This is a genomic window from Novosphingobium aquiterrae, from assembly GCF_042434435.1.
GTDB classification, from domain to species: domain Bacteria; phylum Pseudomonadota; class Alphaproteobacteria; order Sphingomonadales; family Sphingomonadaceae; genus Novosphingobium; species Novosphingobium aquiterrae.
Genome location: NZ_JBHLTL010000001.1, coordinates 774,820 through 800,223, shown reverse-complemented (window position 1 = coordinate 800,223; position 25,404 = coordinate 774,820). Strand labels below are relative to the sequence as shown.

The following is a 25,404-nucleotide window of genomic DNA, read 5'->3' as shown; positions in this document are numbered from 1 at the left end:
CCCTTACACCGCGCGGCAGGAAAGTGCTACTGCCCTGCGCAGGGCACGCAAAAGGAGAATGACAATGGGTGCAGTAAACTGGCTGGCAGTGGGCGTGGGCACCCTGTTGTTCTTTGCGGTGGGGGCGGTGTGGTACGGTGCGCTGTTCGCCGTGCCGTGGCAGCGCGAAGTCGGCGTCGGCCCGGCACCGCGCGGTGCGGCGATCGCGCGTGTCATGGGCCTGACCCTGTTGTGCGAATTTCTGGTGGTATCGACCCTGGGCCATCTGTTCGCCCGGACCCAGCCCGCGCCCCACGTTGTGATGATGATGGCACTGGGTTTTGCCGCGACGGTGATGGCCCCGGCAGTAGGGATCAATTACCTGCATCAGCGCAAGTCGCTGACCCTGTTCCTGATCGATGCCGGTCACCTGGTGGTCGGAATGGCCGTCGTCGGCGCAGTCTTCGTCTTGCTCGGCTAAGGCTTCTTCGCTTTCGGCAGGTACTTGGCCGGATCGAGTGGCACGCGGTTCCTGCGCACTTCGAAATGCAGCTGGGGCTCGCTGGCCAGGCCGGTCTGGCCGTTGAAGCCGATGCGCTCGCCGGCTCCCACCGTTTCGCCGTCCTTGATTGTGATCTGGTCAAGGTAGGAGTAGGTCGTGGTCCAGCGCCCGCTGTGGAACAGGATTACGGTCTTGCCGTATTCCCTTGGTCCATCGCCGGCGAAGATCACCTTGCCCGCGGCAGCCGCGCGCACTGCGGTACCCCTGGGGGCAATAACATCGATTCCGTCGTGCCAGGGCTTGTCGCCCTGCTTGGCAACGAAACCCCGGCGGACCTTGCCATCGACGGGCCAGCGGAAGGCCGGGGCTGGGGTGTCGGCCAGTTTGGCCGGCTCTTCACTGGGCGTTGCTGAGGGCGATGTCAGCGCGGCAGGCAATGCGGCCGCCAAGGGGGACGCTGTCACCGGGGGCTTGGCCAGAGTCGGTACGGTCAGCTTCTGCCCGGGCTTGACCGCCGCCTTGGGATCGATCCCGCTGGCCGTGGCGATCGCGCTCCACGGCACGCCATAATCCATGGCAATGCCAAAGCCGGTTTCGCCGTCCTTTACCGTGTGGATCCGGCGGCGCGGGATGACCAGTTTCTGCCCCAGGCGCAGGGCATAGGGCGCTTTCAGGCCATTGGCTTCGATGATCAGCACGCGCGGCATTTCGGCCCGGTTGGCGATCCCCCCCAGCGTTTCGCCGTCCTTGACGACGTGGGTGGTCTCAGTCTTCGGATCGGGATCGGCGGCCGCGATCAGCAGCACGCTTGCGGCCAGCAGAAGTGCTGCCGCGCCGCGCATCAGACGTACCGTCCGGTCAGCTCGGCCAACGAGGCATCGTGGGTCAGGTCCAGCTGGAGCGGGGTCACCGAGACAAAGCCATCCTGGATTGCTTCAAGGTCGGTCTCGTGGCCCGGGGTATGCTCGATCCCATGGAGGCCGAACCAGAAGTAGCGGTAGCCTCTCGGGTCGATCCCTTCTACCACCGAACCGCGCGCATAGTCATGAAATCCCTGGCGAACCACGCGAATGCCCTGGACCTGATCGGCTGGCAGCGGCGGAAAGTTGACGTTGACCAGGCTGCGCGGCGCGAAGGGCAGGCCAAGCAGGGGGCGAATGGCCCGCACACCCCATGCCTCGGCTGCGGCAAAGGGCACGGTGTCGCCCATGCCTTCCTTTTCATAGACCTGGCTCAGCGCGATCGAGCGGATCCCGGCCAGTGCCCCCTCGATCGCGGCGGAAACGGTGCCTGAATAGGTCACGTCATCGCCCAGGTTGGCACCGCGGTTGACACCCGACAGGATCAGGTCGGGCGCGGCGGGCATGACCGTGCGCAGCGCCATCATCACCGCGTCGGTCGGCGTGCCGGATACGGCAAAGCGGCGCTCGTCGAACTGGCGCAGCCGCACCGGCCGACTCAGCGTCAGCGAATGGCCCGCGCCGGACTGTTCCTCGGCCGGGGCGACGATCCACACGTCGTCGCTGAACTGCCTGGCAATCCGCTCGAGCACCTCAAGGCCGGGGGCGTGGATGCCGTCGTCGTTGGTGAGCAGGATGCGCATCAGAGTCCTTTGTCGCGTGTTTACTGGGGCCGCAGCACGGCGAGCCCGCCCATGTAGGGCAGCAGCGCCTGCGGCACTTCGACCGAGCCGTCTTCTTGCTGATAGTTCTCCAGCACCGCCACCAGCGTGCGTCCCACTGCCAGGCCCGAACCGTTGAGGGTATGGACGAACTCGGTCCCCTTCTGTCCTTCGGGCCGGTAGCGCGCGTTCATCCGCCGTGCCTGGAAATCGCCGCAGTTGGAGCACGAACTGATCTCGCGGTAAGCGCCCTGCCCGGGCAACCAGACCTCGAGGTCATAGGTCTTGCGCGCGCCGAAGCCCATGTCGCCGGTGCACAGCACGATCTTGCGGTAGGGCAGCTCGAGCAGTTTGAGGATCATCTCCGCCGTCTCGGTCATCCGTTCGTGCTCGGCTTCGCTCTCCTCGGGGCGGACCACGCTGACCAGCTCGCACTTCTCGAACTGGTGCTGGCGGATGAAACCGCGCGTATCCTTGCCTGCGGCCCCGGCCTCGCTGCGGAAGCACAGCGTCAGCGCGGTCATGCGCAGGGGCAGCGCCGCCGCGTCGATGATCTGGTCCATCACCGAACTGGTCAGGCTGACTTCGGAAGTCGGGATCAGCCAGCGGCCATCGGTGGTGCGGAACGAATCCTCGGCGAACTTGGGCAATTTGTCGGTGCCGTACATCGCCTCGTCGCGGACCAGAACTGGCGGGTTGCATTCCGTGTAGCCGGCTTCGTCCGTATTGCGATCTAGCATGAACTGGCCGATCGCCCGGTGCAGCCGCGCCATGTGCCCGCGCAGAAAGGTAAAGCGCGCGCCGCTGATCGCCGCGCCGGTTTCGAAATCCATCCCCAGTGCGGGGCCAAGGTCGGCATGCTCGCGCGGGGTGAAAGCGAATTCGCGCCGCGTGCCCCAGCTCCCAACCTCGACATTGTGCGCCTCATCCGGACCATCGGGGACATCGCATGCCGGAAGGTTGGGAATGCGCGCCAGCATGTCGGTCAGCCGGGCCAGCAGGTCACGATCTTCGGCCTCCAGCGCGGGGAGGGCGTCCTTGAGCGACGCGACGGCCGCCTTCAGCCGTTCGGCCTCGTCCTTGTCGCCGCGGCCCATCGCCGCGCCGATCGCCTTGGACGCGTCGTTGCGCTGGCTTTGCGCGTCCTGCATCCGCGTCGCCACCGCGCGGCGCTGGCTGTCCAGCGCCAGAATCGCTGCGGACTGCGGTTCCAGCCCGCGCCGCGCCAGACCGGCGTCGAAGGCTTCGGGATTTTCGCGGATGAACCTGATGTCGTGCATGGTGGCGGCGCTATGCCGCGTCGACCTGCCCGACGCAAGGTCAGGTCAGCGCGCGGAGCCGCAGGTGTTCATGCCGAACAGGCTGTAGAGCGGACAGGTACGCAGCAGGCCCGTCGCCAGCGGAATCAGCCCCAGCCAGCCCCACTGCGTGCGCGGTCCGACGAAGACCAGGGCCAGGAGAACAATCCCGAGACCGATCCGGAACACGCGATCGGCACTGCCGACATTGGTACTGAACATGATGACCTTCCTCCGCCTGGACCAAGGGCCCGAACGTGGAGCAAAGGTATCTTTGATGCATTGATCGTGATCAACGCGATCCGGAAGTGGTGGGCGCGACAGGGATTGAACCTGTGACCCCACCCGTGTGAAGGGAGCCAGTCAAATCAGCTAGTTAGCTGTTTTGTTTGCGAAAACAGGCTCTTGTACGACGCCGACTGTACGCGATTTGTACGAGCAGGCTCCTTGAGGCCCACGGAAACGCATCGATTTGGTCGGGTTTGGCCAGCGACGGAGGCGGTCCCCAGACCACCGGACCGGAAACGAAAAACCGCCGGAAGGGCTGCAACCCTCGCCAGCGGTCATTTCGATAGCGTCGCAGCTACTGCCTTTTCATACGATATCACGGAATCCCGTGCAAGCGCCGAGCTAGCAGGCGGTGCCGCATGAGCGCGACCCTAGTTCATGGGGGCCTTCATGCCGGCGTCAGGCGCATCGATCTGCTGTCGCTGGTCGAGGATCTCGGCAAGCGGGGCCTTGGCCTGTCCAGCACGGCAACGCGGGTGCTCAGGCATTATGTCTGGCGCTCACGCGACGATGACTACCGGACTGGTCGCATCTGCGCGTTGTGGGATCGGGTCTGCCGGACTGCCGATGACCTCGACCTGTGCAGCCGGGCCATCAATGACGCCGAGCGCGAGCTGGAAGCGAAGGGGCTGATCGCCAGGACCACCGGCGGAAATGGTGCCCGCTCTGGTCTCAGGAGCGGCGGTGTCATCCGCTGGGCAGCCGGGATTAACCTTGCACCTCTGATCGAGCGCTACGCCGACCTGAAGGCCGCATGGGAAGCACGCGAACTCGAGCAGCATGCGATCGACACCTGCAAGGCCGAGATTCGCCGACTGCGGCGCTTGATCCGCAATGGCGCCGAGCCGGAACTGATGGCACGGGCTGACGCGATCCTGCCCGATGGCCGGATAGCTCCTATTCAGCGCATCGAGAAGCTGGAGACGATCCGGGCCGCTCTCCAAGCCGTGCTGGCGGACCTCGCCAGCGATCCCCGTGCGAAGAAAACTTCCGATCGACCGGAAGAAAACAGCCGACCCAACATACAGAATCAGGATTCATCACGATCCTGTAGCGAGCGCCCGACTGAGCCGACGATCACGCCTCGCGTTGCACTGGAACTCGCCTCGAACGAGTTTCGCCTGATTGCCAGCGGGCATGGCGATCCAGGGTGGCCGAGCCTGGTCGAGGCGTCGCGGCAAACGGCAAGCTGGCTCGGCATTGGCCAGCGGACCTGGGGCAAGGCTTGCTCTCTGCTGGGACGGGAGCGAGCGGCACTGTGCGTGCTAGTCATCGATCGAAACTCCCGCCTCCAGTCGGGCCACCGCTACCGAGCGGAACATGCAGGCAAATGCCTCAGCGGCATGGTCAGGCGAGCCAAAAGCGGCGGCTTCAATCTCGAAGGGTTGCTGAGGGCTTTCCAGCGGGATGAACTGGCGGGGTCCGGTGCCGTGTCAGAGGCATCGCCGCCTGAACCCGATCAGGGCCAAAGCATGGCTTCCCTTACAGCCCAAATCCTCTCGCGCATCGGCACCTTCAGAGGAGACGCGGCATGAACTCGCACGCCAATTTGGCCGATCCCCTCGAATGGCTGTTGGGCCGTTCTGGCCCCGCTGGAAATGCCCTTTCGGCATCCTGGGAAGGCGCCAATGACCTCAGCGGGATCCTCTGGCTTTTTTTGCTTGAAGGGGCACACAACACGCTACGGGGTAGCAGTCCCGGGAGATTCCGAACCCGGCGGAGTTCCGTGGTTCTAGGCGCTAGGCCGGTCCTTAATCCGGTCCCAAAAGCTCTTTCTACCGCGAAAACGGCTAGAGCTCCCTTCTATAACGTCAATATTTCAATGTGTTGTGGAATAGGCGCCGCAGCCCGTCGCCGCTTCCATCCCGAAGTCGGGAGGGTCTGATATGGGCCAGGTCAACGTCAACTACGACGATCGCACCCTCGCCGGGATCGATCGAATTTGTAGCGTGAAGGGACTGTCACGAACCGAGGTCATGCGTCTCATCGCGACCGAAGCGATCGAGGCGCACGATGCAGGTCGCCTAGCTTTTCAGGAGGTGGGCGGCCCTAAGCTGGGCGGCACCCTAAATGCTCTCGCCGCGCAGTTGCGCGACAACATGGTCGAGCAGGATCGGCTCCTGCGCAGCACGCAACGGCACGAGAAGAAGATGCTCGACGAGAAGGCGGCCGGGGCGTTCGGCGGATGGTCGGACCTCAACCTGATGCGCAACACCTACACGCACGCGGAGGACGCCCAAGGCAAGGTCAACCAAGCCATGCTGCGCGGACTGCACACGGCTGAGACCAACACCGGTCTGAAACTCAGAAAGGAGCCCTGACGTTGTACGGATTTTGTACGAGCGAGGGTCGAATCGACCCCATTTTCGTCGAAAAACGGGGTGAAGACCTGCGGAATGGAAGTGGGTCCATCCATAAATTCCCTATATTTCAAGGGTATTTATGGTGGGCGCGACAGGGATTGAACCTGTGACCCCACCCGTGTGAAGGGTGTGCTCTACCGCTGAGCTACGCGCCCACTTCCGCTGCGGAAGGCGGGCCATTAGAGAAGCTGCGGCGAATTGACAAGCGGGCAAAGCAACCTAGAGGCACCTGCCATGAGCGACGATACCACGACCACCGGACCCGACCTTCCGCCCGACCGCCTGGCGATCCATCCGCGCAGCGAATGGTTCGACGCCGACAAGCTGCAGCGCGGCGTCGGCATCCGCTTCAAGGGCGTGGTCCGCACCAATGTCGAGGAATATTGCATCTCCGAAGGCTGGGTGCGGGTTCAGGCAGGCAAGACCATGGACCGCCATGGCAATCCCCTGACCCTCAAGCTCAATGGCCCGGTCGAAGCCTGGTACGAGGATTTGGGCGATAATCCCCCGGTGGCGAAGGCCTGACCCCTACCAGCGCATCCTTCGCTTGATGATCGCCGCGATCGGGTCGGCACCCACGGTCGGCCCAGCGACACCGGTCGATGCCGGACGCACATCACCCTGCTTCGGCTTGCCGGGATAGATGAAGCCCTGAACCGGCCAGTGCGCGCCGCCCAGGTTGCCGATCGGCGCGTACCACACCCGCACTTCGGACCAGTCGCCGGCGGGCGACACGTCGACCACCTTGACGTTGTCCTCGATCTGGCCGCGCCGCCCATCGATCGGGCTCCAGTTGGCATGGCGGACCAGCACGGTGCGCGAATCGACGATCCGGCTGACCGCGGCAACGTGACCCAGGGTCGAATTGCCGTGCGGCCTGAAGGTCATCACGGCGCCGATTTTCGGCCGCGAGCCGCGGGCATAGCGGCCCTCGGCCTGGTTCCACCAGGTATGGGCATCACCGTAGATCGCGATGCCCGATACCTGCCGGGCATAGGGCACGCATTGAAGATAGGGGGGCAGGCTGGCGCTGCCTCCGCCGGAAACCAGGCGGCTGTCGTCGATCACCGGATCGGCAAGGGCCGGTGCGGCGCATGCGAGCAGGCCCAGAGCGGCAAGTAGGCGAGACAAGCGCGTCATGGCCCTGTTGCTGCCAGAACAGGGTTAGTATCGCGTAAACACGGGCCCCCTCCGCCCCGCAACGCTTGCCAAAACCCGCGCATGCGGTCAGGGGCAGGGCATGGCGCTTTCCCCAGATCTTCCGACGGTCATCATTATCGGTCGTCCCAATGTCGGCAAGTCCACGCTGTGGAACCGGCTGGTCGGCAAGAAGCTGGCGCTGGTCGACGACCAGCCCGGGGTGACCCGCGACCGGCGCATGGGCGATGCACACCTGCTGGGCCTGGATTTCACCATCGTCGATACTGCCGGGTGGGAGGACGAGGACGCCGCGACCCTGCCGGGGCGGATGCGCAAACAGACCGAGGCCTCGCTCGAAGGCGCCGATGTCGCGCTGTTCGTGATCGACGCCCGCGCCGGGCTTACCCCGCTGGATGAGGAAATCGGTCGCTACCTGCGCGAAAGCACCGTGCCGATCGTGGTGATCGCCAACAAGGCCGAGGGCAAGGCTGGCGACCACGGGTTGTTCGAGGCGTTCTCGCTGGGGCTGGGCGATCCGGTGGCGCTGTCTGCGGAACATGGCGAGGGCATGGCCGATCTGTTCGATGCGCTGCTGCCGCACCTCGACGAAGGCCAGCGCGCCCGCGACGAGGAAGTCATCGTCGACGAGGAAGAGGACGAGGAAGCGCTCAACCGCGCCCCGCTCAAGCTGGCGATCGTCGGGCGGCCGAACGCCGGCAAGTCGACCCTGATCAACGCCCTGCTGCAGGAAGACCGCCTGCTGACCGGGCCCGAGGCCGGGATTACCCGCGATTCGATCGCGGTCGACTGGCAGTGGACCGATCCCGACAGCGGCGAGGTGCGGCCGGTGCGGCTGATCGACACCGCCGGGATGCGCAAGAAGGCGCTGGTGGTCGACAAGCTGGAAAAGATGGCGGTCGCCGACGCGCGCCACGCGATCGACTTTGCCGAAGTGGTCGTACTGCTGCTTGATGCGACCCGGGGCCTCGAACACCAGGACCTCAAGATCGCCAGCATGGTGCTGGAAGAGGGCCGCGCGCTGCTGGTCGCGATCAACAAGTGGGATGTGGCGGAGGATGCCTCGGGTCTGTTCAACGGCATCCGCGCCGCGCTTGACGAAGGTCTGGCCCAGGTCAAGGGCCTGCCGGTGCTGGCGGTTTCGGCGCGCACCGGCAAGGGGCTCGACACCCTGCTCAAGGCCGCGTTCGAAGTCCGCGCGGCCTGGTCGAAACGCGTGCCCACAGGCCTGCTCAACCGCTGGTTCGACGAAGTGCTGGCCAAGAACCCGCCGCCCGCGCCGGGCGGCAAGCGGATCAAGCTGCGCTATATCACCCAGGCCAAGATCCGCCCGCCCGGCTTCGTGATGTTCGGCACCCGGCTGGATGACCTGCCGATGAGCTATCAGCGCTATCTGGTCAACGGCATCCGCCGCGATCTGGGCTTTGACGCGGTCCCGGTGCGACTGACGCTGCGCAGCGCGAAGAATCCGTACAAGAATTGAATGCCTGGCGGCGCTGTTGCGCCAAGTCGGTTCAGGCCGATGCCGCCCAGGCCGGAATGACCAGCGCAGTCATCAGTGCAATCGCCCCGAACAAGATCAGAAACGCCCGCATTGCAGTCTCCCCGCAGTGACGCAGGTGTCATAGCGCAGATGCGGCAGCGCGCCTTGCAACAACGCGACAGGCGGGATTAGCGCCGCAGCGGGAATATCCGGCCATAGGTCAGGCAGCGCCACAGCCATTCTAGCGGGCCATAGCGATAGCGCTCGAGCCATGCCTCAGACCACAGCAGCATAAGGATCCACACGGCGATCACGAAGCCGAACAGCTCGACCCGGCCGAACCGTCCGAACAGGCCAAGCCCCCAGCCGTTGAAGATCGGGACGAGCAGCAGCGAGGTGCCCAGATAGTTCGAGAACGCCATGCGTCCCGCCGCGACAAGCCGCTGGCCCAGCGCGGTCTGAATCGCGCGCGGCGCCCACAGTGCCAGCAGCGCGGCCAATCCCAGGATGACCGCGAGGCGGGGCAGGGGCGAGGCGCCGATGAAGACGAAGAAGGTCAGGAAGAACGGAAAGTCTGCACCATAGGCCCACAGCCCCAGGGTCAGCGTGATCGCGCTGCCGGCAAGTACTCCGGTCCAGCCCCAGCGGCGCATCGCCGCCGGATCCATTCCGCCGTTGAACAGGCCCAGTTCAAACAGCGCCATGCCGATCAGTGTCAGCGGCATCGTTTCGACCAATGCCAGGAAGATCGTCTGGCCGATGCTGGGCCCGGCTTTCTCGAACACCATGTGCCGCGCCACCTGGGCGAAACTGCCGTCGCGGTAGAGGTGGATCAGATCGGCGTTGTTCTTGATGGTCTTGGCCTCGCTTTCGAATACTTCCTTGCGCTGTTCGGGCTTCAGCCTTGCGGCGATCGCGGGATTGGTCGATGCCGCATAGGCACCGCCAAGCTGGAACCCAAAGGCCAGGCTCCCCAGGACGTAGAGCGTCAGGCCGGTGATCAGCTTGGCCTTGGGCCGCCAGGTCAGCGCCGGAAGCAGCAGCAGGCCGCTGACCGCGTAGAGCTGCAGGATGTCGCCGTGCCACAGCAGCAGAAAGTGGGCTAAGCCGAACAGGAACAGCCAGCCGAGCCGCCGTGCCTGCAGCCAGCGCGTGGCTCCGCGGGCCCAGGCGCGCTGCATGAACAGCATCATGCCCGCGCCGAACAGCAAGGTGAACAACCCGCGCATCTTGCCGTCGACCAGCACGTATTGGACCAGCCAGAACAGCTTGTCCGATGGCCCCGGCGGGTGGGCGAGGGCATAGGGCCAGATATAGGCCATCATCGTCTGCCCGAAGGCGGCGATGTTGGCGAAGACGATGCCCAGCACGGCAATGCCGCGGATGAAGTCAAGCGTGACCAGGCGCTCTCCCCGATCGACCGGCGCGCGCGCGCGCTGGTCCGCTGTCAAAGCCTCCACCACGTCCTCCCTGCTGTATTATTCTTCTATGACAGCAGGATGGGAATACAAGCCGAAATCGCGCTTGGGCTAATTGCTGGCGGCGACGCAGCTGGTGCCGGCGGCGGCCAGCTTGTCGCAAGCGGCCCTGGCCGCGCCCTGGCTGGCGAAGCCGCCGGCTTGCAGCTTGGTCACAGCCCCGGCCTTGACGTTGATCCGCGGATGGCCGGCAAGCTCTGGCCGGCCCTTGAGCCGATTCCACAGCGCATCGGCATTGGCGGCAACGCCAAACGCCCCCAATTGAACGCGCCATGGCCCCGTCTGTTTCGGCGCGGCAGCCGTGACTGCGGGTGCCGGGCGGGGCGCCGGGGCTACCACGGCAGACGGACGCGGTGCAGGCGGCACTGTCGCGACGACCGCCGACGGCCGCGGCGCGGACACCGCAGGACGGGCATAGTCCGCGCCGGCCGTGGCGGGGCCGTCGTTGTCGACGTCGGCCGCGCTGGCCACAGGAACGGGGCGCGGCAGGGTGACGGCAACTGGGGACGGCACGCCAACCGACACCGTCGCCCCCAAATCGGCGGCAGCGAGCTGGCGCGCACGGGTCGTATCGGCCTGGCTGCGCAGCTCGATTGCCAGTTGCGCGGCCTGCTGGCGCTGGTCGAGCGGAATGAACCCGTCCATCTGCTTGAGCGCAGTCGTCGCCGGGCCGACCCCTTGCTGCTGGGCAAGACTGACCAGGGCATAGGCGCGGACCCAGTCCTTCGCGATCAGCTGCCCATTGAAGTGGGCAATCCCCAGCAAGTACTGCGCGCGCGGATCACCGCGCCCCGCGGCCGCGCTAACATAAGGCATGGCGCGCGCCTGTTCGCCGCGCTGGAACAGCAGCAGTCCATAATTGTCCGCGGCCTGGACATGGCCAAGCCCGGCGGCGCGGCCATACATGTCCTCGGCCTTGGTCAGGTTCTGCGGCACCCCTTTGCCCAGGCGAAAGGCCTGGCCAAGGTTGTAAAGCGCGTCGGCATCGCCCTTCAGGGCCTCGCCCTGCCATTCACGAACGGCAGCGGCAAAATCGCCCCGGCTCCAGGCGTCGACACCGGCCTTGGTATCGGCAGCAGCTGGTACGGCAAGGAAGACAAGCGCAGTCATTGCGCCCAGAGTAGTGAAAGTCTTGCGACCCATCGGCAAAATCCCGTTCCGTCCTGCGCGTTACCGCCCCTGGATCCCGTGCCCGGACGCGCGGCATCGCCTTGCGGTTTGCGACGGTAAATCTGCATGGTGAAGATCGGGTTAGCAAAGAATATGTCACCCGATCCGTGCTGAAAGGCGCAATTCATTGCTCCTGCCCTTAACCCAAAATTAGGAACGTTCTGCGATCCCCCAGTGCAAGTCCAATTGGGTTTGCTGCAATTTTAGGGGGATTTGGCTTTGCGCGTTTTGGCATTGGCATCGCAGAAGGGTGGTTCGGGCAAGACAACCTTGTCAGGGCACCTCGCCGTGCAAGCCCAGCGGGCTGGCGCTGGTCCGGTCGTTCTTATCGACATCGATCCGCAAGGTTCGCTGGCCGATTGGTGGAACGAGCGCGAGGATGAATTCCCCGCATTCGCCCAGACAACCGTCGCCCGGCTCGCCGCCGATCTTGCCGTCCTGCGCCAGCAGGGCTTCAAGCTGGCCGTCATCGATACCCCGCCGGCGATCACCATGGCGATCCAGAGCGTCATTTCGGTGGCCGAACTGATCGTCGTGCCGACCCGTCCCAGCCCGCACGATCTGCGCGCCGTGGGCGCCACGGTCGACCTGTGCGAACGCGCCGGGAAGCCGCTGATCTTCGTGGTCAACGCCGCGACGCCCAAGGCCAAGATCACTTCGGAAGCTGCCGTTGCGCTGTCGCAGCACGGCACAGTTGCCCCGATCACGCTGCATCATCGCACCGATTTCGCCGCCTCGATGATCGACGGTCGCACGGTGATGGAAGTCGATCCCAACGGTCGCAGCGCCGCCGAAGTGACCGCGCTGTGGAACTACATCTCGGACCGTCTGGAAAAGAATTTCCGCCGCACGGTCTTCGCTGCACCGACCAGCGTTTCGTCGATTCAGGGCGTGCACCGCCCCGCAGGTGGCTTTGGCCGCCGCGTAGCCGGTTCGTAAGGGAGCGACCGGAGGCATGTCCGATAAACCCTTCGCATCGCTCAGCCCAAGTCTGCTGGCCCGCAAGGGCGGCGCCAAGCCGGCTATGCGGCCACAGCTTGGCCCATTGCAGCACGACGCGCTGGCCCGTCAGGTCGAAGATCTCGGCTGGAACGACATGGGCCACGACGATCATCACGAAAGCGCCGAAGTATACAGCATCGCGCCCAAGGTTCGTGCCGCGGTGCGCCGGACTGCCGATCGCAGTTCGGCCCTGGCAGACGGTCGCCGCGCTGCCTTTACGCTGCGCGTCGATGCCGAGCGCCACCTCAAGCTCCGCCTGGCCTGCACGGTCAAGGGGCGCAGCGCCCAGCAACTGGTGACCGATGCCATCGATCGCCTGCTCGACGAATTGCCCGACGTGGCTGCGCTTGCCGCGCAGGTCACTGTCAAGCCGCACAATTCTTGATTTTTTTGAAGGGGGACTACCCATGACCGACCATCGCATCAGCCGCAAAGCCAAGGTTCTTGGTCTTCCGCTCGGGATCGCCGGTGTCGCTGCCGCCGCCCTGCTTGCCGGCGGGACCATGAGCGTCAGTGCGGTCGCCAAGTCGACTCCCGATGAAACGATGGCCGAAGCCGGCAAGATGCTGGCCAAGGGCAAGTACGACAAGGCGATCGAGCTGGCCGAGGCTGCCGTTGCCGCCAACCCCCGCGAGCCGTCCTATCGCGCCGTGCTGGGGCAGGCCTATTTCAAGGCGGGCCGCTTCGATTCGGCTACCACCACTTTCAACGACGCCATGAAGCTGGGTGATAACAGCGCTCGCACCGCCCTGGCACTGGCACTGGCCGACGTTGCTGCGGGCCGCAATCGCGAAGCCGTGGCGATCCTGGATGACTGGCGCGATGCCATTCCCGGGACCGACCTTGGCCTGGCGCTGGCCCTGGCTGGCGAATCGAGCCGCGGCGTGGCGATCCTGGCGGATCAGCTGCGCGCCGGCGACAATTCGGTCAAGCTGCGCCAGAACCTGGCCTATGCCTATGCGCTCGACGGCCGCTGGCGCGAAGCGCGCGTGATGGCGGCGCAGGACGTGCCAGCCAACCAGCTCGACGCCCGCCTCAGCGATTGGGCGGCCACGGCCAAGCCAGAAGATGCCAAGGCCCGCGTTGCCGGCCTGATCCGTGCGCCGCTGCGGGATGATCCCGGCCAGCCGAAGATGCTCGCCCTGGGCGACAGCCCGGCACAGGAACAGCTTGCTGCCGAAACCGGCGCGATCAAGGCCGTCGCCGCCAATAACGAACTGCCCGCGGTTGCTGCCGCGCCCGCCCCGATAGCGCCGGTTCCGGCGGAATCGGCTGCCGCTCTGGCGCAGTATGCGCCGGTTGACGCACCGGCTGCCGCACCGGCAGTGGCTCCCGCTGCCGAAGCCCCGGCCGCCCAGCCGCAGGCCTTTGCCGCGGCATTTGCTTCCAGCCCGGCTCCGGTCGCTGCGCCGGTCAAGGCCCGCCCGGTCCACGTGGCGACTTCGGTGAAGTCACTGCACCGCGCCGGCCTGCGTCCGCGCACCGCCACGGTTTCGGCCAAGGGCAGCCATGCGGTCCAGCTCGGCAGCTTCTCCAGCCAGCAGGGCGCGCGCCGCGCCTGGGGCCTGTTCGCTGCCAAGAACCCCGAGCTGCGCCGCTTCCACATGCAGATCACCCAGGCGACGGTGCACGGCAAGCAGTTCTGGCGCGTCGCCGCCGCAGGGTTCGATTCGCGCAGCGCCTCGGGCCTGTGCTCGACCGTCAAGACGCGCGGCGGGGTTTGCTTCGCTTATGCCACCAACCGCTTTGCCCCGACCGGAAAGAGCCTGAGCGCCCCGGCCTTTGCCGCGGCCAAGGCACCGGCCCAGCACGTCCGCGTTGCCGCCAGCACGCCCGTGCGCGGCGCTGCCGGCCCGGCTTCGGCCCGTCGCTGAGACCCTATAACAAGACTGAAAAAGTCGGATCGCGCATGAACCCTCTCCCGCCTCCACGGGGGAGGGTTCTTGCTTTCAGGCGACTTCGACGCCGCCTTTGAACAGCGACACGACCCGGCCCTGCACGCCCTGCTTGTCGAACGGAGTGTTGCCCGCGCTGGCCGCCATCCGGTTCGAATCGACGATCCATGGGCGGTCTGCATCGATGAGCGCGAAATCGGCCTGATATCCCGCTGTCAGCATGCCGGCATCGACCCCCAGCAGGTGCGCCGGGTTGCCTGCCAGCAAGGCAAAGGCGCGGGCCAGATCGATCACCCCGTCACGGACGAGCGACAGCGTCAGCGGCAGCAAGGTCTCTGCGCCGGCCATGCCAGGTTCCGCATCGGCAAAGGGCAGGCGCTTGTCCTCGGGGCCGCGCGGATCGTGGCCCGAGGCAATCACGTCGATCGTTCCGTCGCGCAGCGCCGCGCGCACGGCCTGCCGGTCATCCTCGCTGCGCAGCGGGGGTGAGAAACGGGTGAAGGTGCGGAAATCGCCGACCGCCGTGTCCGACAGCATGAAATGGGCCGGTGTTACCCCGGCCGAAACCGCGATTCCCCGCGCCTTGGCGGTGCGGATCAGGTCCAGCCCGCGCGTCGTGGTGACCTGGCGGAAATGGATCCGCGCGCCGGTCAGTTCGGCCAGTTGCAGATCGCGGGCGATGGCCAGGGCTTCGGCTTCGGCCGGGGCGGCGGGCAGGCCCAGGCGAGTCGCCATTTCGCCGGCGGTGGTCACGGCAGACCCGGTCAGCCCGGCATCCTCGGCATGGCAGACCACGGTCAGGTCCAGCATCGCGCAATAGGACAGCAGGCGGTGCATGGTCCCGCTGTCGGCGATCCAGCGCCGCCCGGTTGCCACGGCGCGGGCCCCGGCGGCGCGCATCAGCGCCAGTTCGGCCAGATCGCTGCCCTCCAGCCCTTTGGTGGCCGCAGCCAGCGGATGGACCCACAGACCGGGCTTGCCCGATTGGGCGGCAAAGCGCACCGCCGACGGCTTGTCCAGCACCGTGCCCTGATCGGGCATCAGTGCCGCGCGGGTGATCCCGCCGAAGTGGAGCGCCGGCTTGTCGATGGCGAAGACGCCAAGGTCGACCAGGCCCGGGGCAATCAGCAAGCCCTTGGCATCAATCACCCGGTCGCCGTCCAGCGGCACGACATCGGCCCCAAGCGCGACGATCCGATCCCCTTCGCAGCGCAGCGCGCCGGCGACAGGATTGCCTTCAGGCAGGACAAGTCTGCCGCCCACGACGGTCAGCGGTGCCAGCGGCTTCATGCCCAGCCCTCCACGCCGCGGCTTTTGCGGGTCAGCACGTCGAGGCAGGCCATCCGGATCGCCACCCCCATCTCGACCTGGGTGGTGATCGCCGATCGTCCGGCCAGATCGGCGACATTGCTGTCGATCTCGATCCCGCGGTTCATCGGCCCGGGGTGCATGACCAGTGCATCAACATCGGCCAAGGCCAGCCGCTCCATCGTGAGTCCATAGAGGTGGCGATATTCACGCGGGCTGGGGATGAACTGGCCGCTCATTCGTTCCTGCTGCAGGCGCAGCATCATCACCACGTCGGCCCCTTTCAGCGCCGCGTCGAAATTATGGAACGGCGTGACCTTCATCGCCTCGATCTGCGCCGGCATCAGCGCAGGCGGGGCGCAGACGCGGACGTCGGCGCCCAGCGTGGTCAGGCAATGGATGTTGGACCGGGCAACCCGGCTGTGCAGGATGTCGCCGCAGATCGTCACGGTCAGCCCGCCGAAATCGCCCTGCGCGCCCTTGCCCTGCATGTATTTGCGGATCGTCAGGGCATCGAGCAGCCCCTGGGTGGGGTGTTCGTGCTGGCCATCCCCGGCATTGAGCACCGGGCAATCGACCTTTTCCGCGATCAGCCGCACTGCACCGCTGCTCTGGTGGCGGATCACCATGGCATCGGCATGCATCGCGTTCAGCGTCATGGCCGTGTCGATCAGGGTTTCGCCCTTCTTCACGCTCGACTGCGCTACCGCCATGTTGATCACGTCGGCACCAAGCCGCTTGCCGGCGATCTCGAAGCTGAGCAGCGTCCGGGTCGAGTTTTCGAAGAAGGCGTTGATGATCGTCAGTCCGGCCAGACGGTCGACCCGCTTCTGCGGCTGACGGTTCAAATCGACCCATTGTTCCGCCTCGTCGAGCAGGAACAGGATCTCCCACGGAGCCAGACCGGCCAGGCCGATCAGGTCGCGGTGCGGAAAGGCGGCGGAACCGGCTGGATAGCGGCCCGACAGCGTTGGTTCTGCAGATGTCATTGAAGACAGCGTCCTAGCCATGCGAACAGCCCGGCTCAAGTCGATTTACCGTTGGGCGGTGGACAAACCGCGTCCATCGACGGGCTATGGTCTTTGCCGAAGGCGATGCTAAGGCACCGACAAAGCGTTTAGCCAAGGATTCCGCATGATTTTTGCCCGCAAGGTCTGGCACCTGCTTGTTGCGATCAAGGACGGCCTGGTCCTGCTGTTCATGCTGCTGTTCTTCCTTGGCCTGTTTGCCGTGCTGACCACGCGGCCAAGCGCCGGGGTGGTCCGCGACGGCGCCTTGCTGGTCAAGCTTGACGGTGCGGTGGTGGAAGAGCCGGCCGCGGTCGATCCGCTTGAAATGCTTCTCTCGCAGGCCGAGCCCCAAAAGGAATACCGTGCCCGCGACGTGGCCCGCGCAATCCGCGCGGGGGCCAGCGATGACCGGATCAAGGCGGTCGTGCTCGACCTGTCGCAATTTGCCGGGGGCGGGATCGTCCACATGGAGGAAATCGGCGCGGCGATGGATGCGGTGCGCGCCGCGAAGAAGCCGGTACTGACCTATGCCACCGGCTATGTCGACGACGGGGTCATGCTGGCCGCCCATGCCAGCGAGGCCTGGGTCGATCCGCTGGGCGGCGCTTTCGTCATGGGGCCAGGGGGCAAGTCGCTGTACTATGGCCCGCTGCTCGAACGCTTCAAGATCAACACCCACGTCTACAAGGTCGGCACCTACAAGGATTTCGTCGAACCTTACGTTCGCGACAGCGCTTCGGCGCCCTCGCTCGAGGCGCGCCGCGCGCTCTATGCCGCGCTGTGGGATAACTGGAAGGCCAATGTCGCCAAGGCCCGGCCCAAGGCCGATATCGCCAAGGTAACCGGCGATCCGGTCGGCTGGCTGAAGGCCACGGGCGGCGATGCGGCACAAGCCTCGCTTGCAGCGGGACTGGTCGACCGCATCGGTGACAAGGTTGCCTTTGGCGAACGCGTCAAGGAAATCGCTGGCACGGATCCGGCATCGACCCGGCCCGGCGCCTATGCGCACACAGCCCTTCCGGCCATGCTGGCGGCCCATCCGGAAGCGGACGATGGCAAGGCTGTGGCCGTGGTGACCGTTGCCGGCGAGATCGTCGACGGCAAGGCCGGACCCGGCACCGCCGGCGGCGAGCGGATCGCCCGGCTGATCGACAAGGCCAATGCCGACGATGCCCCGGCGCTGGTCCTGCGGGTCGATTCGCCCGGCGGTTCGGTCATGGCATCGGAGCAGATCCGCAATGCGATCGAGCGGTTCAAGGCGAAGAAACGCCCGGTCGTGGTATCGATGGCCAACCTTGCGGCCAGCGGTGGCTATTGGGTGTCGACTCCGGCGCAGCGGATCTTTGCCGAACCGGGGACGATCACCGGATCGATCGGAATATTTGCGCTGATCCCCAGCTTCGAGCGCACGCTGGCGCAGTACGGGGTCAAGGGGGACGGGGTGCAGACCACGCCGCTGTCCGGCCAGCCCGACGTGCTCAGCGGCTTTACACCAGAGGTGGAGGCGATGCTGCAGGCCAGTATCGAGAACGGCTATGCCCGCTTCATCGGCCTTGTCGCCAAGTCGCGCGGCAAGACGCCCGAGCAGGTCGATGCCATTGCTCAAGGCCGGGTGTGGGATGGCGGCACGGCGCGGCAGAACGGGCTGGTCGACCAGTTCGGCGGGCTTGACGATGCCGTCGCCTATGCCGCCCAGGCCGCCAAGCTGGGCAATGATTGGCACGCCGAATTCTATGGGCGCAGCGACAACCGCTATGCCAGCCTGATCGAGCGCCTGACCGGCGGCGATGAAGACGACGCGGGCGAGAGTGCGCCGGCCAGCGATCTCGCAGGCTTGGTGGCGCTCCGTCAGCAGAGCCAGATGGTGCAAGGGGTGGCCAGCGTCCAGCGGATGCTCGGCACGCGCGGTGCCCAGGCCTATTGCCTCGATTGCCCGGTATCGCCGATGGCCCGGCCCAAAGCGGCGGGCGACCCTGGCTGGCTGGCGCGGATTGCGGCCTTTGCCGGCTTTTAGAACTCGTCCGGGCCGCGGCCTGGCTCGTTGACGTCGGGCGACGGTTCGGGGGTTTCGATCGGCTGGCTCGGCGGCGCTTCCGGCACCGGCCGCTGGTCGGGCCGTTCGGGTGGGCTTTGCGGTTCGATCGTGTCGGGGGCAGGGTCGGGTTGGGTGGCCATTGGGGTGTTCCTCTCGGCTTACCAACAGATGGGCGCGCGATCCGTTCCGCACAAGACTGTGCGGCCTTGCCCTTTCGCCTCTTGGCCACTAAGGGCCACGCCTTGATTCAAGGCTTCGTCGGCGCGCGGGCGTGGCGGAATTGGTAGACGCGCTGGTTTTAGGTACCAGTATCGCAAGATGTGGGGGTTCGAGTCCCTTCGCCCGCACCAGTTCAGCTGCCCGGGAATCGGCGAAGAAATTGCAGTTCGAGAAGGCTTCCATTGTCATGCAGATTGTCGAGACCACCAACGAAGGTTTGAAGCGCGCCTATGCGGTGACGATTACGGCCAAGGATATTGCCGCAAAGATCGACGGCGAAGTGACCAAGATCGCCCCCCAGGTACGCATGCCGGGCTTCCGTCCGGGCAAGGTGCCCGCCAATCTGGTCAAGAAGATGCACGGTCCAGCGCTCCACCAGGAAGCGCTCAACACCTCGGTCCGCGAAGCGATCGACCAGGTCGTTGCCGACCACAAGCTGCGTCCGGCGATGCAGCCGCAGATCGATCTGGCCCCCGGATACGAAGAGGGCAAGGACGCCGCGCTGACCGTCAGCCTGGAAGTCCTGCCGACGATCGCCACCCCCAGCCTCGACGGGCTCAAGCTCGACAAGCTGGTGGTTCCGGTCAGCGACGGCGAAGTCGACGAGCAGCTGGCCAAGTTGGCCGCCGGCGCGAAGAACTTCGTCGATGCCAAGAAAGGCAAGAAGGCCGAAGACGGCGATCAGCTGATCATCGATTTCCTCGGCAAGGTTGACGGCGTGCCCTTCGAAGGCGGCGCGGCGCAGGACACCGCGCTGGAGCTCGGTTCGGGCCGCTTCATCCCCGGCTTCGAAGAACAGCTGGTCGGGGTCAAGGAAGGCGACGAGAAGGTTATCACCGTAACCTTCCCGGACGACTATCCGGCCGAAAACCTCAAGGGCGCCAGCGCAACCTTCGACATCACCGTCAAGGCGGTGAAGGTGCCCGGCGAAACCAAGATCGACGACGATTTCGCCAAGGGCCTGGGCCTGACCGACCTGGCCCAGCTCAAGGGCCTGCTGCGCGGCCAGCTGGAACAGGAAACTGCCGGCCTGACCCGCACCCAGATGAAGCGCGCGCTGCTCGATCAGCTGGCCGCAGGTCACGATTTCGACGTCCCGCCGAGCATGGTCGAAGCCGAATTCGCGCAAATCTGGCAGCAGCTGACCCAGGAAGCCCAGGGCGAGGAAGACCCCGAAGCCGCGCTGAAGGAAATCGAGGCCGAGAAGGACGATTACCGCACCATCGCCGTGCGCCGCGTCCGCCTCGGCCTGCTGCTGTCCGAAATCGGCCAGGCCAACAACGTCGAGGTCAGCAACCAAGAAATGCAGATGCTGATGGCGCAGGCCGCGCAGCAGTATCGCCCCGAGGACCGTGAGCGGTTCTATGAATACGTCCAGCAGGACCCGATGGCCGCCGCCCAGCTGCGCGCCCCGCTGTACGAGGACAAGGTTGTCGATTTCCTGTTCGACAAGGCCGAAGTCACCGAAAAGACCGTGACCAGGGACGAGCTCCAGGCCGCGATCGAGGCCGAGGAAGCCGCACCCGCCAAGGACGCCAAGCCGGCCAAGAAGCCCGCGGCGAAGAAGGAAGCTGCAGCCAAGGCTGACGCTGCGCCGAAAAAGGAAGCCAAGCCCAAGGCCGAAAAGGCCGAGGCTGAAGCCGCGCCGAAGAAGGCACCGGCTAAGAAGGCCGCTGCCAAGAAGTAAGCGCTTCAGATACTACGAGATCACGGCCCGCCCGGCTTGTCCGCGGCGGGCCGTTCTCGTTATTCGCCTCTTCGCTATTCGCCCCAGCGCTTAAAGCTCGGCGCGCGCAGCGCGGCGGTGCGGGCGCGTTCATAGGCTGCACCCGCGTCCAGCACGGCCTTGTCTTGCCACGCCGCGCCGATGATCGACAGGCCGACCGGCAGCCCGTCGACGTCGCCCATCGGCACCGACAGGTGCGGATATCCGGCGATGGCCGGCAGGCTGCCCGCGCCGATGTCGAGGTAGTGATCGCCGGCGATCAGGTCGATCGGCCAGGCTGGCGGACCGGTCGGCGCGACCAGGAACGAGACCTTGTTGGCGGCAAGCAGCTTGTCGATGCCGTCCTTGCCCGCCAGGCGCAGCGAATTGTCGCGCGCCTTTTGATAGGCCGTCGCATCATCCAGCTTGACTGCCTTTTCGAACGTCTCCTGCCCGAACCAGCGCAGTTCTTCGGCCGCATTAGCCTTGTTGAACGCGATGGCATCGGCCAGGCTGCGGATCGGCGGATCGCCGGGCAATGCGGCCAGATAGGCCCCAAGGTCATGCTTTAGCTCATAATAGAGCACCGTGCCTTCATCGTTGAACATTGCCGGATCGGGATCATAGTTGATCTCGACCAGCTCTGCCCCGGCGCGCCTGAGATCGGCCAGGGCCTGATCGAACAGGCGGTTAACACCGGCGTGGTTGCCGGCCTGTTTGCGCAGCACGCCGATCCGCACCCCGGCCAGGCTTGCGCTGTTCAGGCCGGCGGTGAAATCGGTCACGTGCAGTGCCGCGCGCTCGGTCGCCGTGTCGGCCGGGTCCGGGCCCGCGATGGCGTTCATGATCAGGGCCGCATCCTTGACCGAGGTGGTCATAGGGCCGGCGGTGTCCTGGCTATGGCTGATCGGGACGATGTGGGTGCGGCTCACCATGCCGACAGTGGGCTTGAAGCCGACGATGCCGTTGACGCTGGCCGGGCAAGTGATCGATCCGTCGGTTTCCGTCCCGATCGCTGCCCAGGCCATGCCCGCCGCGATGGCGGCACCGCTGCCCGAAGATGATCCGCACGGACTGCGGTCGGTGGCATGGGGGTTCTTCGTCTGCCCGCCCGTTGCGCTCCACCCCGAGGACGAGCCGGACGAGCGGATATTGGCCCATTCGGACAGGTTGGTCTTGCCCAGGATGACCACCCCGGCGGCGCGCAGCTTTGCCACCAGAGGTGCATCGCGACCGGTAACGTTGTCTTTCAGGGCAAGGCTGCCGGCGGTGGTCGCCATGGCATCCGCGGTTTCGATGTTGTCCTTGATCAGCATTGCCTTGCCAGCCAGCGGTCCGCCCTTGGCAGTCTGTTCGGACACGCTGCGCAGCGCTGCGGGATTGATCGTCATGACCGCGTTGAGTCGTGGCCCGCTATCATCCAGCGCATCGATCCGGGCGAGATATTGGGCAACCTGTCCTGCCGGTTCGGCGCTTCGCGTCTGCGGAATGACCGGAACCGATGCGCAGGCGGCAAGAAGCATGGAAAGAGCGACGGGGGGCAGCAGGCAAAGTGGTTTCATAGTAGGATTGTGCGGTACGGATCGCATTAAGACAAGAGTGCGTCACCCATTGATTCTGGTTGCAAATCTGTCCGGATCGGGCAGCAATTGATGGATTCGCTGCGGGACGTGCGTTGCGGAGACAGGGGAGAGCACACATGCCGATTATCGATGGAACCACCGGGCCCGACAATCTGACGGGTACGGCGGGCGATGACGTCATCAACGGCCTGGGCGGCAATGACACGATCGATGGCGGTGACGGCAACGATCTCATTTTCGGCGGATCGGGCGTCGACAGTCTCAGCGGCGGCAACGGCAACGACACGTTCGTCGAAAATACCGTCTCAAGCGCTGGCGAGAGCTTCAATGGCGGTGCCGGGACCGATACGATCCAGCTTGAAGTCCTGTCAGGGTTCCCATCGCCCTTTCCCACGTCGATTGGTCTGCTTTCTCCGCATTCATTCAGCAGCGCGACTGTGACCTCGATCGAGCAACTGGTCTATGGCTCGCAGGTCGGCAATACCGTGCAGGGCGTGTTCAACCTGTCGAGCTGGGCCTCGACCGGCATCAGCCAGGTCGTCGGAAACGTCGGACGCGATGTCCTTTCATTGCTGACAGGAACCGCCGCAGGCACGTTCACCATGCCGGCCCTTTCACTTTCCAACTGGGATGCGGTGCCGCTCAATGCCTGGGAAGGCGGCGATTTCGTGGCATTGTCAGCGGGAACGCCCGCCGGAACAAGCGTGACGCTCAACGCCCTTGCCGGGGCCACGTTCCTACAGGTGCTCAGCGGCGGTGCGGGCGACGATATCCTGAACGGTTCCGGCAACGCCGACATGTTCGAAGCCAGCCGCGGCGCGGATCAGGTCAATGCAGGCGGCGGCAACGATCTGATCATTATCGCCAATACGGCGGCGGCCAACGGCGTAACCTGGCTTGCCCCCACGACCTTCACCGGCGCGGGCGGGGTGTGGAACGGCGGCAGCGGTACCGACGCGATCAGCATCGGCGGCGACGTCACCCTGCAGGCCACGCTGACCAGCATCGAAGGGGTCATCCTGCAGGCCGATTACGGCCCGGTGACGCCGACTGCGCCGCGCCAGTATGCCGCGGTCCTGCGGCTCGATCAGGCGCATCTCGCCATGCTTCCGGCGGCGACATTCTGGGGCGGTACCGGCTCGGTCGAGGTCACGCTGGATTTCGGCGGCAGCTTCAACGGATCGCAGTACACCTTCCTTGCCGGGGCGGACGTCAATTTCCGCATCACCACGGCAGACGGCAACGGCGTTTCGGTGGTCGGCACGTCGCGCGGCGATTACATCTCGCTTGGCGCGGGCAACCAGACGGTGACCGGCGGCGGCGGCAACGATACCTTTTCCGTGGCCGGCGGCATTGTGACCATCACCGACTTTACCCAGGGTCAGGATCTGTTCGACCTTGGCGGCAGCGGCCTCATTTCGATGGCGCGGGTTCAGGATTTCCTGGTCCAACAGGCCGGTGGCGCTGCCTTTGTCGCCGACACCGGCGGCGAACACATCGAAGTGCGCATGAACGGGGTGCAGGCCAGTGGATTGACCTCCGCCGATTTCATCCTGAGCACGGATAACTTCACCCAGGTCGATCCCGGTACGGCCTTTGCCGACATCCAGTTCGGCCGCGGCGCGGACGACCAGCTTCACGGAGCCGACAGCGCGGACCGGATCTACAGCGGCGGCGGGGCCGACCAGCTGTTCGGCGACGCCGGCAACGACATCATCATCCTCGACGGCGCGATCAATCCCACTGGCTTTTTCGGCGCGCCGATCATCGATGGCGGGACGGGGCAGGACACGCTTGTCCTGCGCAGCTTCGGCGGCAGCGCATTCAGCGCGCACAACCTGTATTTTGCCTCGACGGTTGCAGGGATCGAGACACTCCAGTTCGATTCCAAGGTCGGCCAGACCGTGACCGGGGTCATGGTGCTTCAGCAATATGCGGCGTCGGGCATCACCGCGGTGGTTGGCGGCGCAGGGATCGACCAGCTCGCCATTGTCGCAATCGCCCCGGGCGCGGTCATGCCCAACGTCGCGGTCAGCAACTGGACCAACGGTCCCGGCGGCGATGTCGTGGCGCTGGTGGTTGCCAACACCGACACGGCGGGCATGACCCTTAGCGCGCTGGATGGGGCAAGTTTCAATCAGGCGCTGATCGGGGCGGCTGGCGCCGATACGCTCTATGGGTCCTCGGCGGCCGATGTGCTGATCGGCAACGCCGGCGACGACGTGCTCGATGGCCGGCTGGGGGCCGATACCATGACCGGCGGACTGGGCCACGACCTCTATTACGTCGACCAGCAGGCCGATCTGGTATTCGAGAATGCGGCCGGCGGGATCGACACCGTCGTCGCATCCAACGATTTCTACCTCTATGCGAATGTCGAGAATCTGATGTTCACCGATGGATCGAACAATTGGTACGGCGTTGGTAACGAGCTCGCCAATTCGATCACCGGGAATGCTGGCGGCAACCTGCTGATCGGCGGCCTGGGCGATGATGCGATCAGCGGCGGGGCCGGAAACGATTTGCTGTTCGGCGAAGACGGAGCCGATACGCTTGGCGGTGACGCCGGCATCGACTATCTGGTCGGCGGTGCGGGGGGCGATACGCTGAACGGCGGGGCCGATGCCGACGCGCTCTACGGCGGCGACGGTAACGACTCCCTGACCGGCGGCGCGACCTTCGATACCGACATCATGGTCGGCGGGCTGGGCGACGACACGCTCTTCGCCAACTCGGGCCTTGGCGATTACGACATCCTCAACGGGGCCGAAGGCGACGACACCTACTACGTCGATACGCCCGACGACATCATCTTCGAGGGCGTTGGCGAGGGCACCGATACCGTCATCGCCGACATCGTCGGTGCGGGCTATTATCTGTGGGCCAATGTCGAGAACTGCATCCTTGCCGGCACCACCCCGTTCGCCGCGGGCAACGATCTTAACAACGTGCTGACCGGCAGTGCGTCGAGCAACTGGCTGCTGGGCAACGACGGCAACGATACGCTGAACGGCAAGGGCGGCAACGACTTGCTTTTCGGGGATCGACCCGGCGGCACCGCGGGCACCGACATCTTCGTGTTCGATGCTGCATCGGGCCAGGACGTGATCGGCGATTTCCATCACGGCGAAGACAAGGTCCAGCTGAACGGGATCTATACCGACTTCGCCCAGGCGCAGACGCACTTTGTCCAGAACGGCAGCGATGGCGCGATCGATCTGGGCGGCGGCAACTTCGTGGTGCTGGTCGGCGTGCAGATGAGTACGCTGACCGCAGGCGATTTCCAGTTCGGCTGAGGCCGGACGGG

General features: G+C 65.5%; 22 protein-coding genes and 2 tRNA genes. 12 read left to right on the top strand and 12 right to left on the bottom strand.

Annotation, left to right across the window (positions count from 1 at the left end):
- Positions 1-64: 64 nt before the first annotated feature.
- The gene (locus tag ACFFF7_RS03900; protein ID WP_379480044.1) at positions 65-460 is read left to right on the top strand and encodes a DUF1761 domain-containing protein; all 396 of its coding nucleotides are present in this window, start codon (positions 65-67) and stop codon (positions 458-460) included.
- Here the strand turns inward: ACFFF7_RS03900 and ACFFF7_RS03895 are convergent.
- From ACFFF7_RS03895 to ACFFF7_RS03880, 4 genes are read right to left on the bottom strand one after another with little or no spacing between them, the layout of a single operon-like run.
- On the bottom strand, positions 457-1,323 hold the full coding sequence (locus ACFFF7_RS03895) for a peptidoglycan DD-metalloendopeptidase family protein (RefSeq protein ID WP_379480043.1): 867 nt from the start codon (positions 1,321-1,323) through the stop codon (positions 457-459). The two genes, ACFFF7_RS03900 and ACFFF7_RS03895, sit on opposite strands and share 4 nt — an antisense overlap.
- Positions 1,323-2,084 (bottom strand): 5'/3'-nucleotidase SurE, encoded by a 762-nt coding sequence (surE, locus tag ACFFF7_RS03890; RefSeq protein WP_379480042.1) that lies wholly within the window; start codon positions 2,082-2,084, stop codon positions 1,323-1,325. Before surE ends, ACFFF7_RS03895 begins: the two co-directional genes overlap by 1 nt.
- A 20-nt stretch (positions 2,085-2,104) precedes the next feature.
- Positions 2,105-3,382, bottom strand: coding sequence for a serine--tRNA ligase (gene serS, locus ACFFF7_RS03885; RefSeq protein ID WP_379480041.1), 1,278 nt, complete (start codon positions 3,380-3,382; stop codon positions 2,105-2,107).
- 45 nt (positions 3,383-3,427) lie between these two features.
- On the bottom strand, positions 3,428-3,622 hold the full coding sequence (locus tag ACFFF7_RS03880; protein ID WP_379480040.1) for a YgaP family membrane protein: 195 nt from the start codon (positions 3,620-3,622) through the stop codon (positions 3,428-3,430).
- Between the two features lie 425 nt (positions 3,623-4,047).
- On the opposite strand from ACFFF7_RS03880, the gene repC reads away from it, so the two are divergent.
- A complete protein-coding gene (repC, locus tag ACFFF7_RS03875; RefSeq protein ID WP_379480039.1) occupies positions 4,048-5,223 on the top strand; it encodes a replication initiation protein RepC in 1,176 nt (391 codons plus the stop codon).
- Between the two features lie 351 nt (positions 5,224-5,574).
- Positions 5,575-6,009 carry a hypothetical protein gene (locus tag ACFFF7_RS03870; protein ID WP_379480038.1) on the top strand — a complete coding sequence of 145 codons (435 nt, stop codon included), beginning with the start codon at positions 5,575-5,577 and terminating at the stop codon, positions 6,007-6,009.
- Between the two features lie 122 nt (positions 6,010-6,131).
- On the opposite strand, the gene ACFFF7_RS03865 is transcribed toward ACFFF7_RS03870, so the two are convergent.
- Positions 6,132-6,206, bottom strand: a tRNA-Val gene (locus ACFFF7_RS03865).
- Positions 6,207-6,285: 79 nt separating this feature from the next.
- On the opposite strand from ACFFF7_RS03865, the gene ACFFF7_RS03860 reads away from it, so the two are divergent.
- Entirely contained in the window at positions 6,286-6,576 is a 291-nt protein-coding gene (locus ACFFF7_RS03860; RefSeq protein WP_379480037.1) for a DUF3297 family protein, read from the top strand.
- 3 nt (positions 6,577-6,579) lie between these two features.
- Here ACFFF7_RS03860 and ACFFF7_RS03855 read toward each other — a convergent pair whose 3' ends face one another.
- The gene (locus tag ACFFF7_RS03855; protein WP_379480036.1) at positions 6,580-7,191 is read right to left on the bottom strand and encodes a CHAP domain-containing protein; all 612 of its coding nucleotides are present in this window, start codon (positions 7,189-7,191) and stop codon (positions 6,580-6,582) included.
- A 100-nt stretch (positions 7,192-7,291) separates the two neighbouring features.
- On the opposite strand from ACFFF7_RS03855, the gene der reads away from it, so the two are divergent.
- Entirely contained in the window at positions 7,292-8,692 is a 1,401-nt protein-coding gene (gene der, locus ACFFF7_RS03850; protein WP_379480035.1) for a ribosome biogenesis GTPase Der, read from the top strand.
- A 188-nt stretch (positions 8,693-8,880) separates the two neighbouring features.
- Here the strand turns inward: der and ACFFF7_RS03845 are convergent, their stop codons facing one another.
- Both ACFFF7_RS03845 and ACFFF7_RS03840 read right to left on the bottom strand, forming a co-directional pair.
- A complete protein-coding gene (locus ACFFF7_RS03845; protein WP_379480034.1) occupies positions 8,881-10,152 on the bottom strand; it encodes a DUF418 domain-containing protein in 1,272 nt (423 codons plus the stop codon).
- 69 nt (positions 10,153-10,221) lie between these two features.
- Positions 10,222-11,313 (bottom strand): SPOR domain-containing protein, encoded by a 1,092-nt coding sequence (locus tag ACFFF7_RS03840; protein ID WP_379480033.1) that lies wholly within the window; start codon positions 11,311-11,313, stop codon positions 10,222-10,224.
- 246 nt (positions 11,314-11,559) lie between these two features.
- Here ACFFF7_RS03840 and ACFFF7_RS03835 point away from each other — a divergent pair, with 246 nt between their 5' ends.
- The 3 genes from ACFFF7_RS03835 to ACFFF7_RS03825 are packed head-to-tail and all read left to right on the top strand — an operon-like array spanning position 11,560 to position 14,216.
- Positions 11,560-12,279 carry an AAA family ATPase gene (locus tag ACFFF7_RS03835; RefSeq protein WP_379480032.1) on the top strand — a complete coding sequence of 240 codons (720 nt, stop codon included), beginning with the start codon at positions 11,560-11,562 and terminating at the stop codon, positions 12,277-12,279.
- Positions 12,280-12,295: 16 nt separating this feature from the next.
- Complete coding sequence (locus ACFFF7_RS03830) at positions 12,296-12,727, top strand: hypothetical protein (RefSeq protein ID WP_379480031.1); 432 nt, start codon at positions 12,296-12,298, stop codon at positions 12,725-12,727.
- Between the two features lie 22 nt (positions 12,728-12,749).
- Entirely contained in the window at positions 12,750-14,216 is a 1,467-nt protein-coding gene (locus ACFFF7_RS03825) for an SPOR domain-containing protein (protein WP_379480030.1), read from the top strand.
- Positions 14,217-14,291: 75 nt separating this feature from the next.
- Here the strand turns inward: ACFFF7_RS03825 and ACFFF7_RS03820 are convergent, their stop codons facing one another.
- Positions 14,292-15,527, bottom strand: a complete 1,236-nt coding sequence (locus tag ACFFF7_RS03820) for a dihydroorotase (protein WP_379480029.1) — start codon at positions 15,525-15,527, stop codon at positions 14,292-14,294.
- Positions 15,524-16,534 (bottom strand): aspartate carbamoyltransferase catalytic subunit, encoded by a 1,011-nt coding sequence (locus ACFFF7_RS03815; RefSeq protein ID WP_379480028.1) that lies wholly within the window; start codon positions 16,532-16,534, stop codon positions 15,524-15,526. The genes ACFFF7_RS03820 and ACFFF7_RS03815 overlap by 4 nt, the downstream gene beginning before the upstream one ends.
- A gap of 145 nt (positions 16,535-16,679) precedes the next feature.
- Here ACFFF7_RS03815 and sppA point away from each other — a divergent pair, with 145 nt between their 5' ends.
- Positions 16,680-18,569, top strand: coding sequence for a signal peptide peptidase SppA (gene sppA, locus ACFFF7_RS03810; protein ID WP_379480027.1), 1,890 nt, complete (start codon positions 16,680-16,682; stop codon positions 18,567-18,569).
- On the opposite strand, the gene ACFFF7_RS03805 is transcribed toward sppA, so the two are convergent.
- Entirely contained in the window at positions 18,566-18,730 is a 165-nt protein-coding gene (locus ACFFF7_RS03805; RefSeq protein WP_379480026.1) for a hypothetical protein, read from the bottom strand. The genes sppA and ACFFF7_RS03805 overlap by 4 nt on opposite strands.
- A gap of 125 nt (positions 18,731-18,855) precedes the next feature.
- On the opposite strand from ACFFF7_RS03805, the gene ACFFF7_RS03800 reads away from it, so the two are divergent.
- Both ACFFF7_RS03800 and tig read left to right on the top strand, forming a co-directional pair.
- Positions 18,856-18,940: transfer RNA gene (locus ACFFF7_RS03800), tRNA-Leu, on the top strand.
- A 56-nt stretch (positions 18,941-18,996) separates the two neighbouring features.
- Entirely contained in the window at positions 18,997-20,496 is a 1,500-nt protein-coding gene (tig, locus tag ACFFF7_RS03795) for a trigger factor (protein WP_379480025.1), read from the top strand.
- A 74-nt stretch (positions 20,497-20,570) separates the two neighbouring features.
- Here the strand turns inward: tig and ACFFF7_RS03790 are convergent, their stop codons facing one another.
- Positions 20,571-22,076 carry an amidase gene (locus tag ACFFF7_RS03790; RefSeq protein ID WP_379480024.1) on the bottom strand — a complete coding sequence of 502 codons (1,506 nt, stop codon included), beginning with the start codon at positions 22,074-22,076 and terminating at the stop codon, positions 20,571-20,573.
- Positions 22,077-22,213: 137 nt separating this feature from the next.
- Between ACFFF7_RS03790 and ACFFF7_RS03785 the strand changes: the two genes are divergently transcribed.
- Positions 22,214-25,393: a beta strand repeat-containing protein gene (locus ACFFF7_RS03785; RefSeq protein WP_379480023.1), complete on the top strand. Its 3,180-nt coding sequence runs from the start codon at positions 22,214-22,216 to the stop codon at positions 25,391-25,393.
- The last annotated feature ends 11 nt before the right edge of the window (positions 25,394-25,404 follow it).

Excerpts from the sequence above, each read along its gene's own strand:
- ACFFF7_RS03900 (WP_379480044.1), top strand. The coding sequence starts at position 65 with ATGGGTGCAGTAAACTGGCTGGCAGTGGGCGTGGGCACCCTGTTGTTC.
- ACFFF7_RS03895 (WP_379480043.1), bottom strand. The coding sequence starts at position 1,323 with ATGCGCGGCGCGGCAGCACTTCTGCTGGCCGCAAGCGTGCTGCTGATC.
- surE (WP_379480042.1), bottom strand. The coding sequence starts at position 2,084 with ATGCGCATCCTGCTCACCAACGACGACGGCATCCACGCCCCCGGCCTT.
- serS (WP_379480041.1), bottom strand. The coding sequence starts at position 3,382 with ATGCACGACATCAGGTTCATCCGCGAAAATCCCGAAGCCTTCGACGCC.
- ACFFF7_RS03880 (WP_379480040.1), bottom strand. The coding sequence starts at position 3,622 with ATGTTCAGTACCAATGTCGGCAGTGCCGATCGCGTGTTCCGGATCGGT.
- repC (WP_379480039.1), top strand. The coding sequence starts at position 4,048 with ATGAGCGCGACCCTAGTTCATGGGGGCCTTCATGCCGGCGTCAGGCGC.
- ACFFF7_RS03870 (WP_379480038.1), top strand. The coding sequence starts at position 5,575 with ATGGGCCAGGTCAACGTCAACTACGACGATCGCACCCTCGCCGGGATC.
- ACFFF7_RS03860 (WP_379480037.1), top strand. The coding sequence starts at position 6,286 with ATGAGCGACGATACCACGACCACCGGACCCGACCTTCCGCCCGACCGC.
- ACFFF7_RS03855 (WP_379480036.1), bottom strand. The coding sequence starts at position 7,191 with ATGACGCGCTTGTCTCGCCTACTTGCCGCTCTGGGCCTGCTCGCATGC.
- der (WP_379480035.1), top strand. The coding sequence starts at position 7,292 with ATGGCGCTTTCCCCAGATCTTCCGACGGTCATCATTATCGGTCGTCCC.
- ACFFF7_RS03840 (WP_379480033.1), bottom strand. The coding sequence starts at position 11,313 with ATGGGTCGCAAGACTTTCACTACTCTGGGCGCAATGACTGCGCTTGTC.
- ACFFF7_RS03830 (WP_379480031.1), top strand. The coding sequence starts at position 12,296 with ATGTCCGATAAACCCTTCGCATCGCTCAGCCCAAGTCTGCTGGCCCGC.
- ACFFF7_RS03825 (WP_379480030.1), top strand. The coding sequence starts at position 12,750 with ATGACCGACCATCGCATCAGCCGCAAAGCCAAGGTTCTTGGTCTTCCG.
- ACFFF7_RS03820 (WP_379480029.1), bottom strand. The coding sequence starts at position 15,527 with ATGAAGCCGCTGGCACCGCTGACCGTCGTGGGCGGCAGACTTGTCCTG.
- ACFFF7_RS03815 (WP_379480028.1), bottom strand. The coding sequence starts at position 16,534 with ATGACATCTGCAGAACCAACGCTGTCGGGCCGCTATCCAGCCGGTTCC.
- sppA (WP_379480027.1), top strand. The coding sequence starts at position 16,680 with ATGATTTTTGCCCGCAAGGTCTGGCACCTGCTTGTTGCGATCAAGGAC.
- ACFFF7_RS03805 (WP_379480026.1), bottom strand. The coding sequence starts at position 18,730 with ATGGCCACCCAACCCGACCCTGCCCCCGACACGATCGAACCGCAAAGC.
- tig (WP_379480025.1), top strand. The coding sequence starts at position 18,997 with ATGCAGATTGTCGAGACCACCAACGAAGGTTTGAAGCGCGCCTATGCG.
- ACFFF7_RS03790 (WP_379480024.1), bottom strand. The coding sequence starts at position 22,076 with ATGAAACCACTTTGCCTGCTGCCCCCCGTCGCTCTTTCCATGCTTCTT.
- ACFFF7_RS03785 (WP_379480023.1), top strand. The coding sequence starts at position 22,214 with ATGCCGATTATCGATGGAACCACCGGGCCCGACAATCTGACGGGTACG.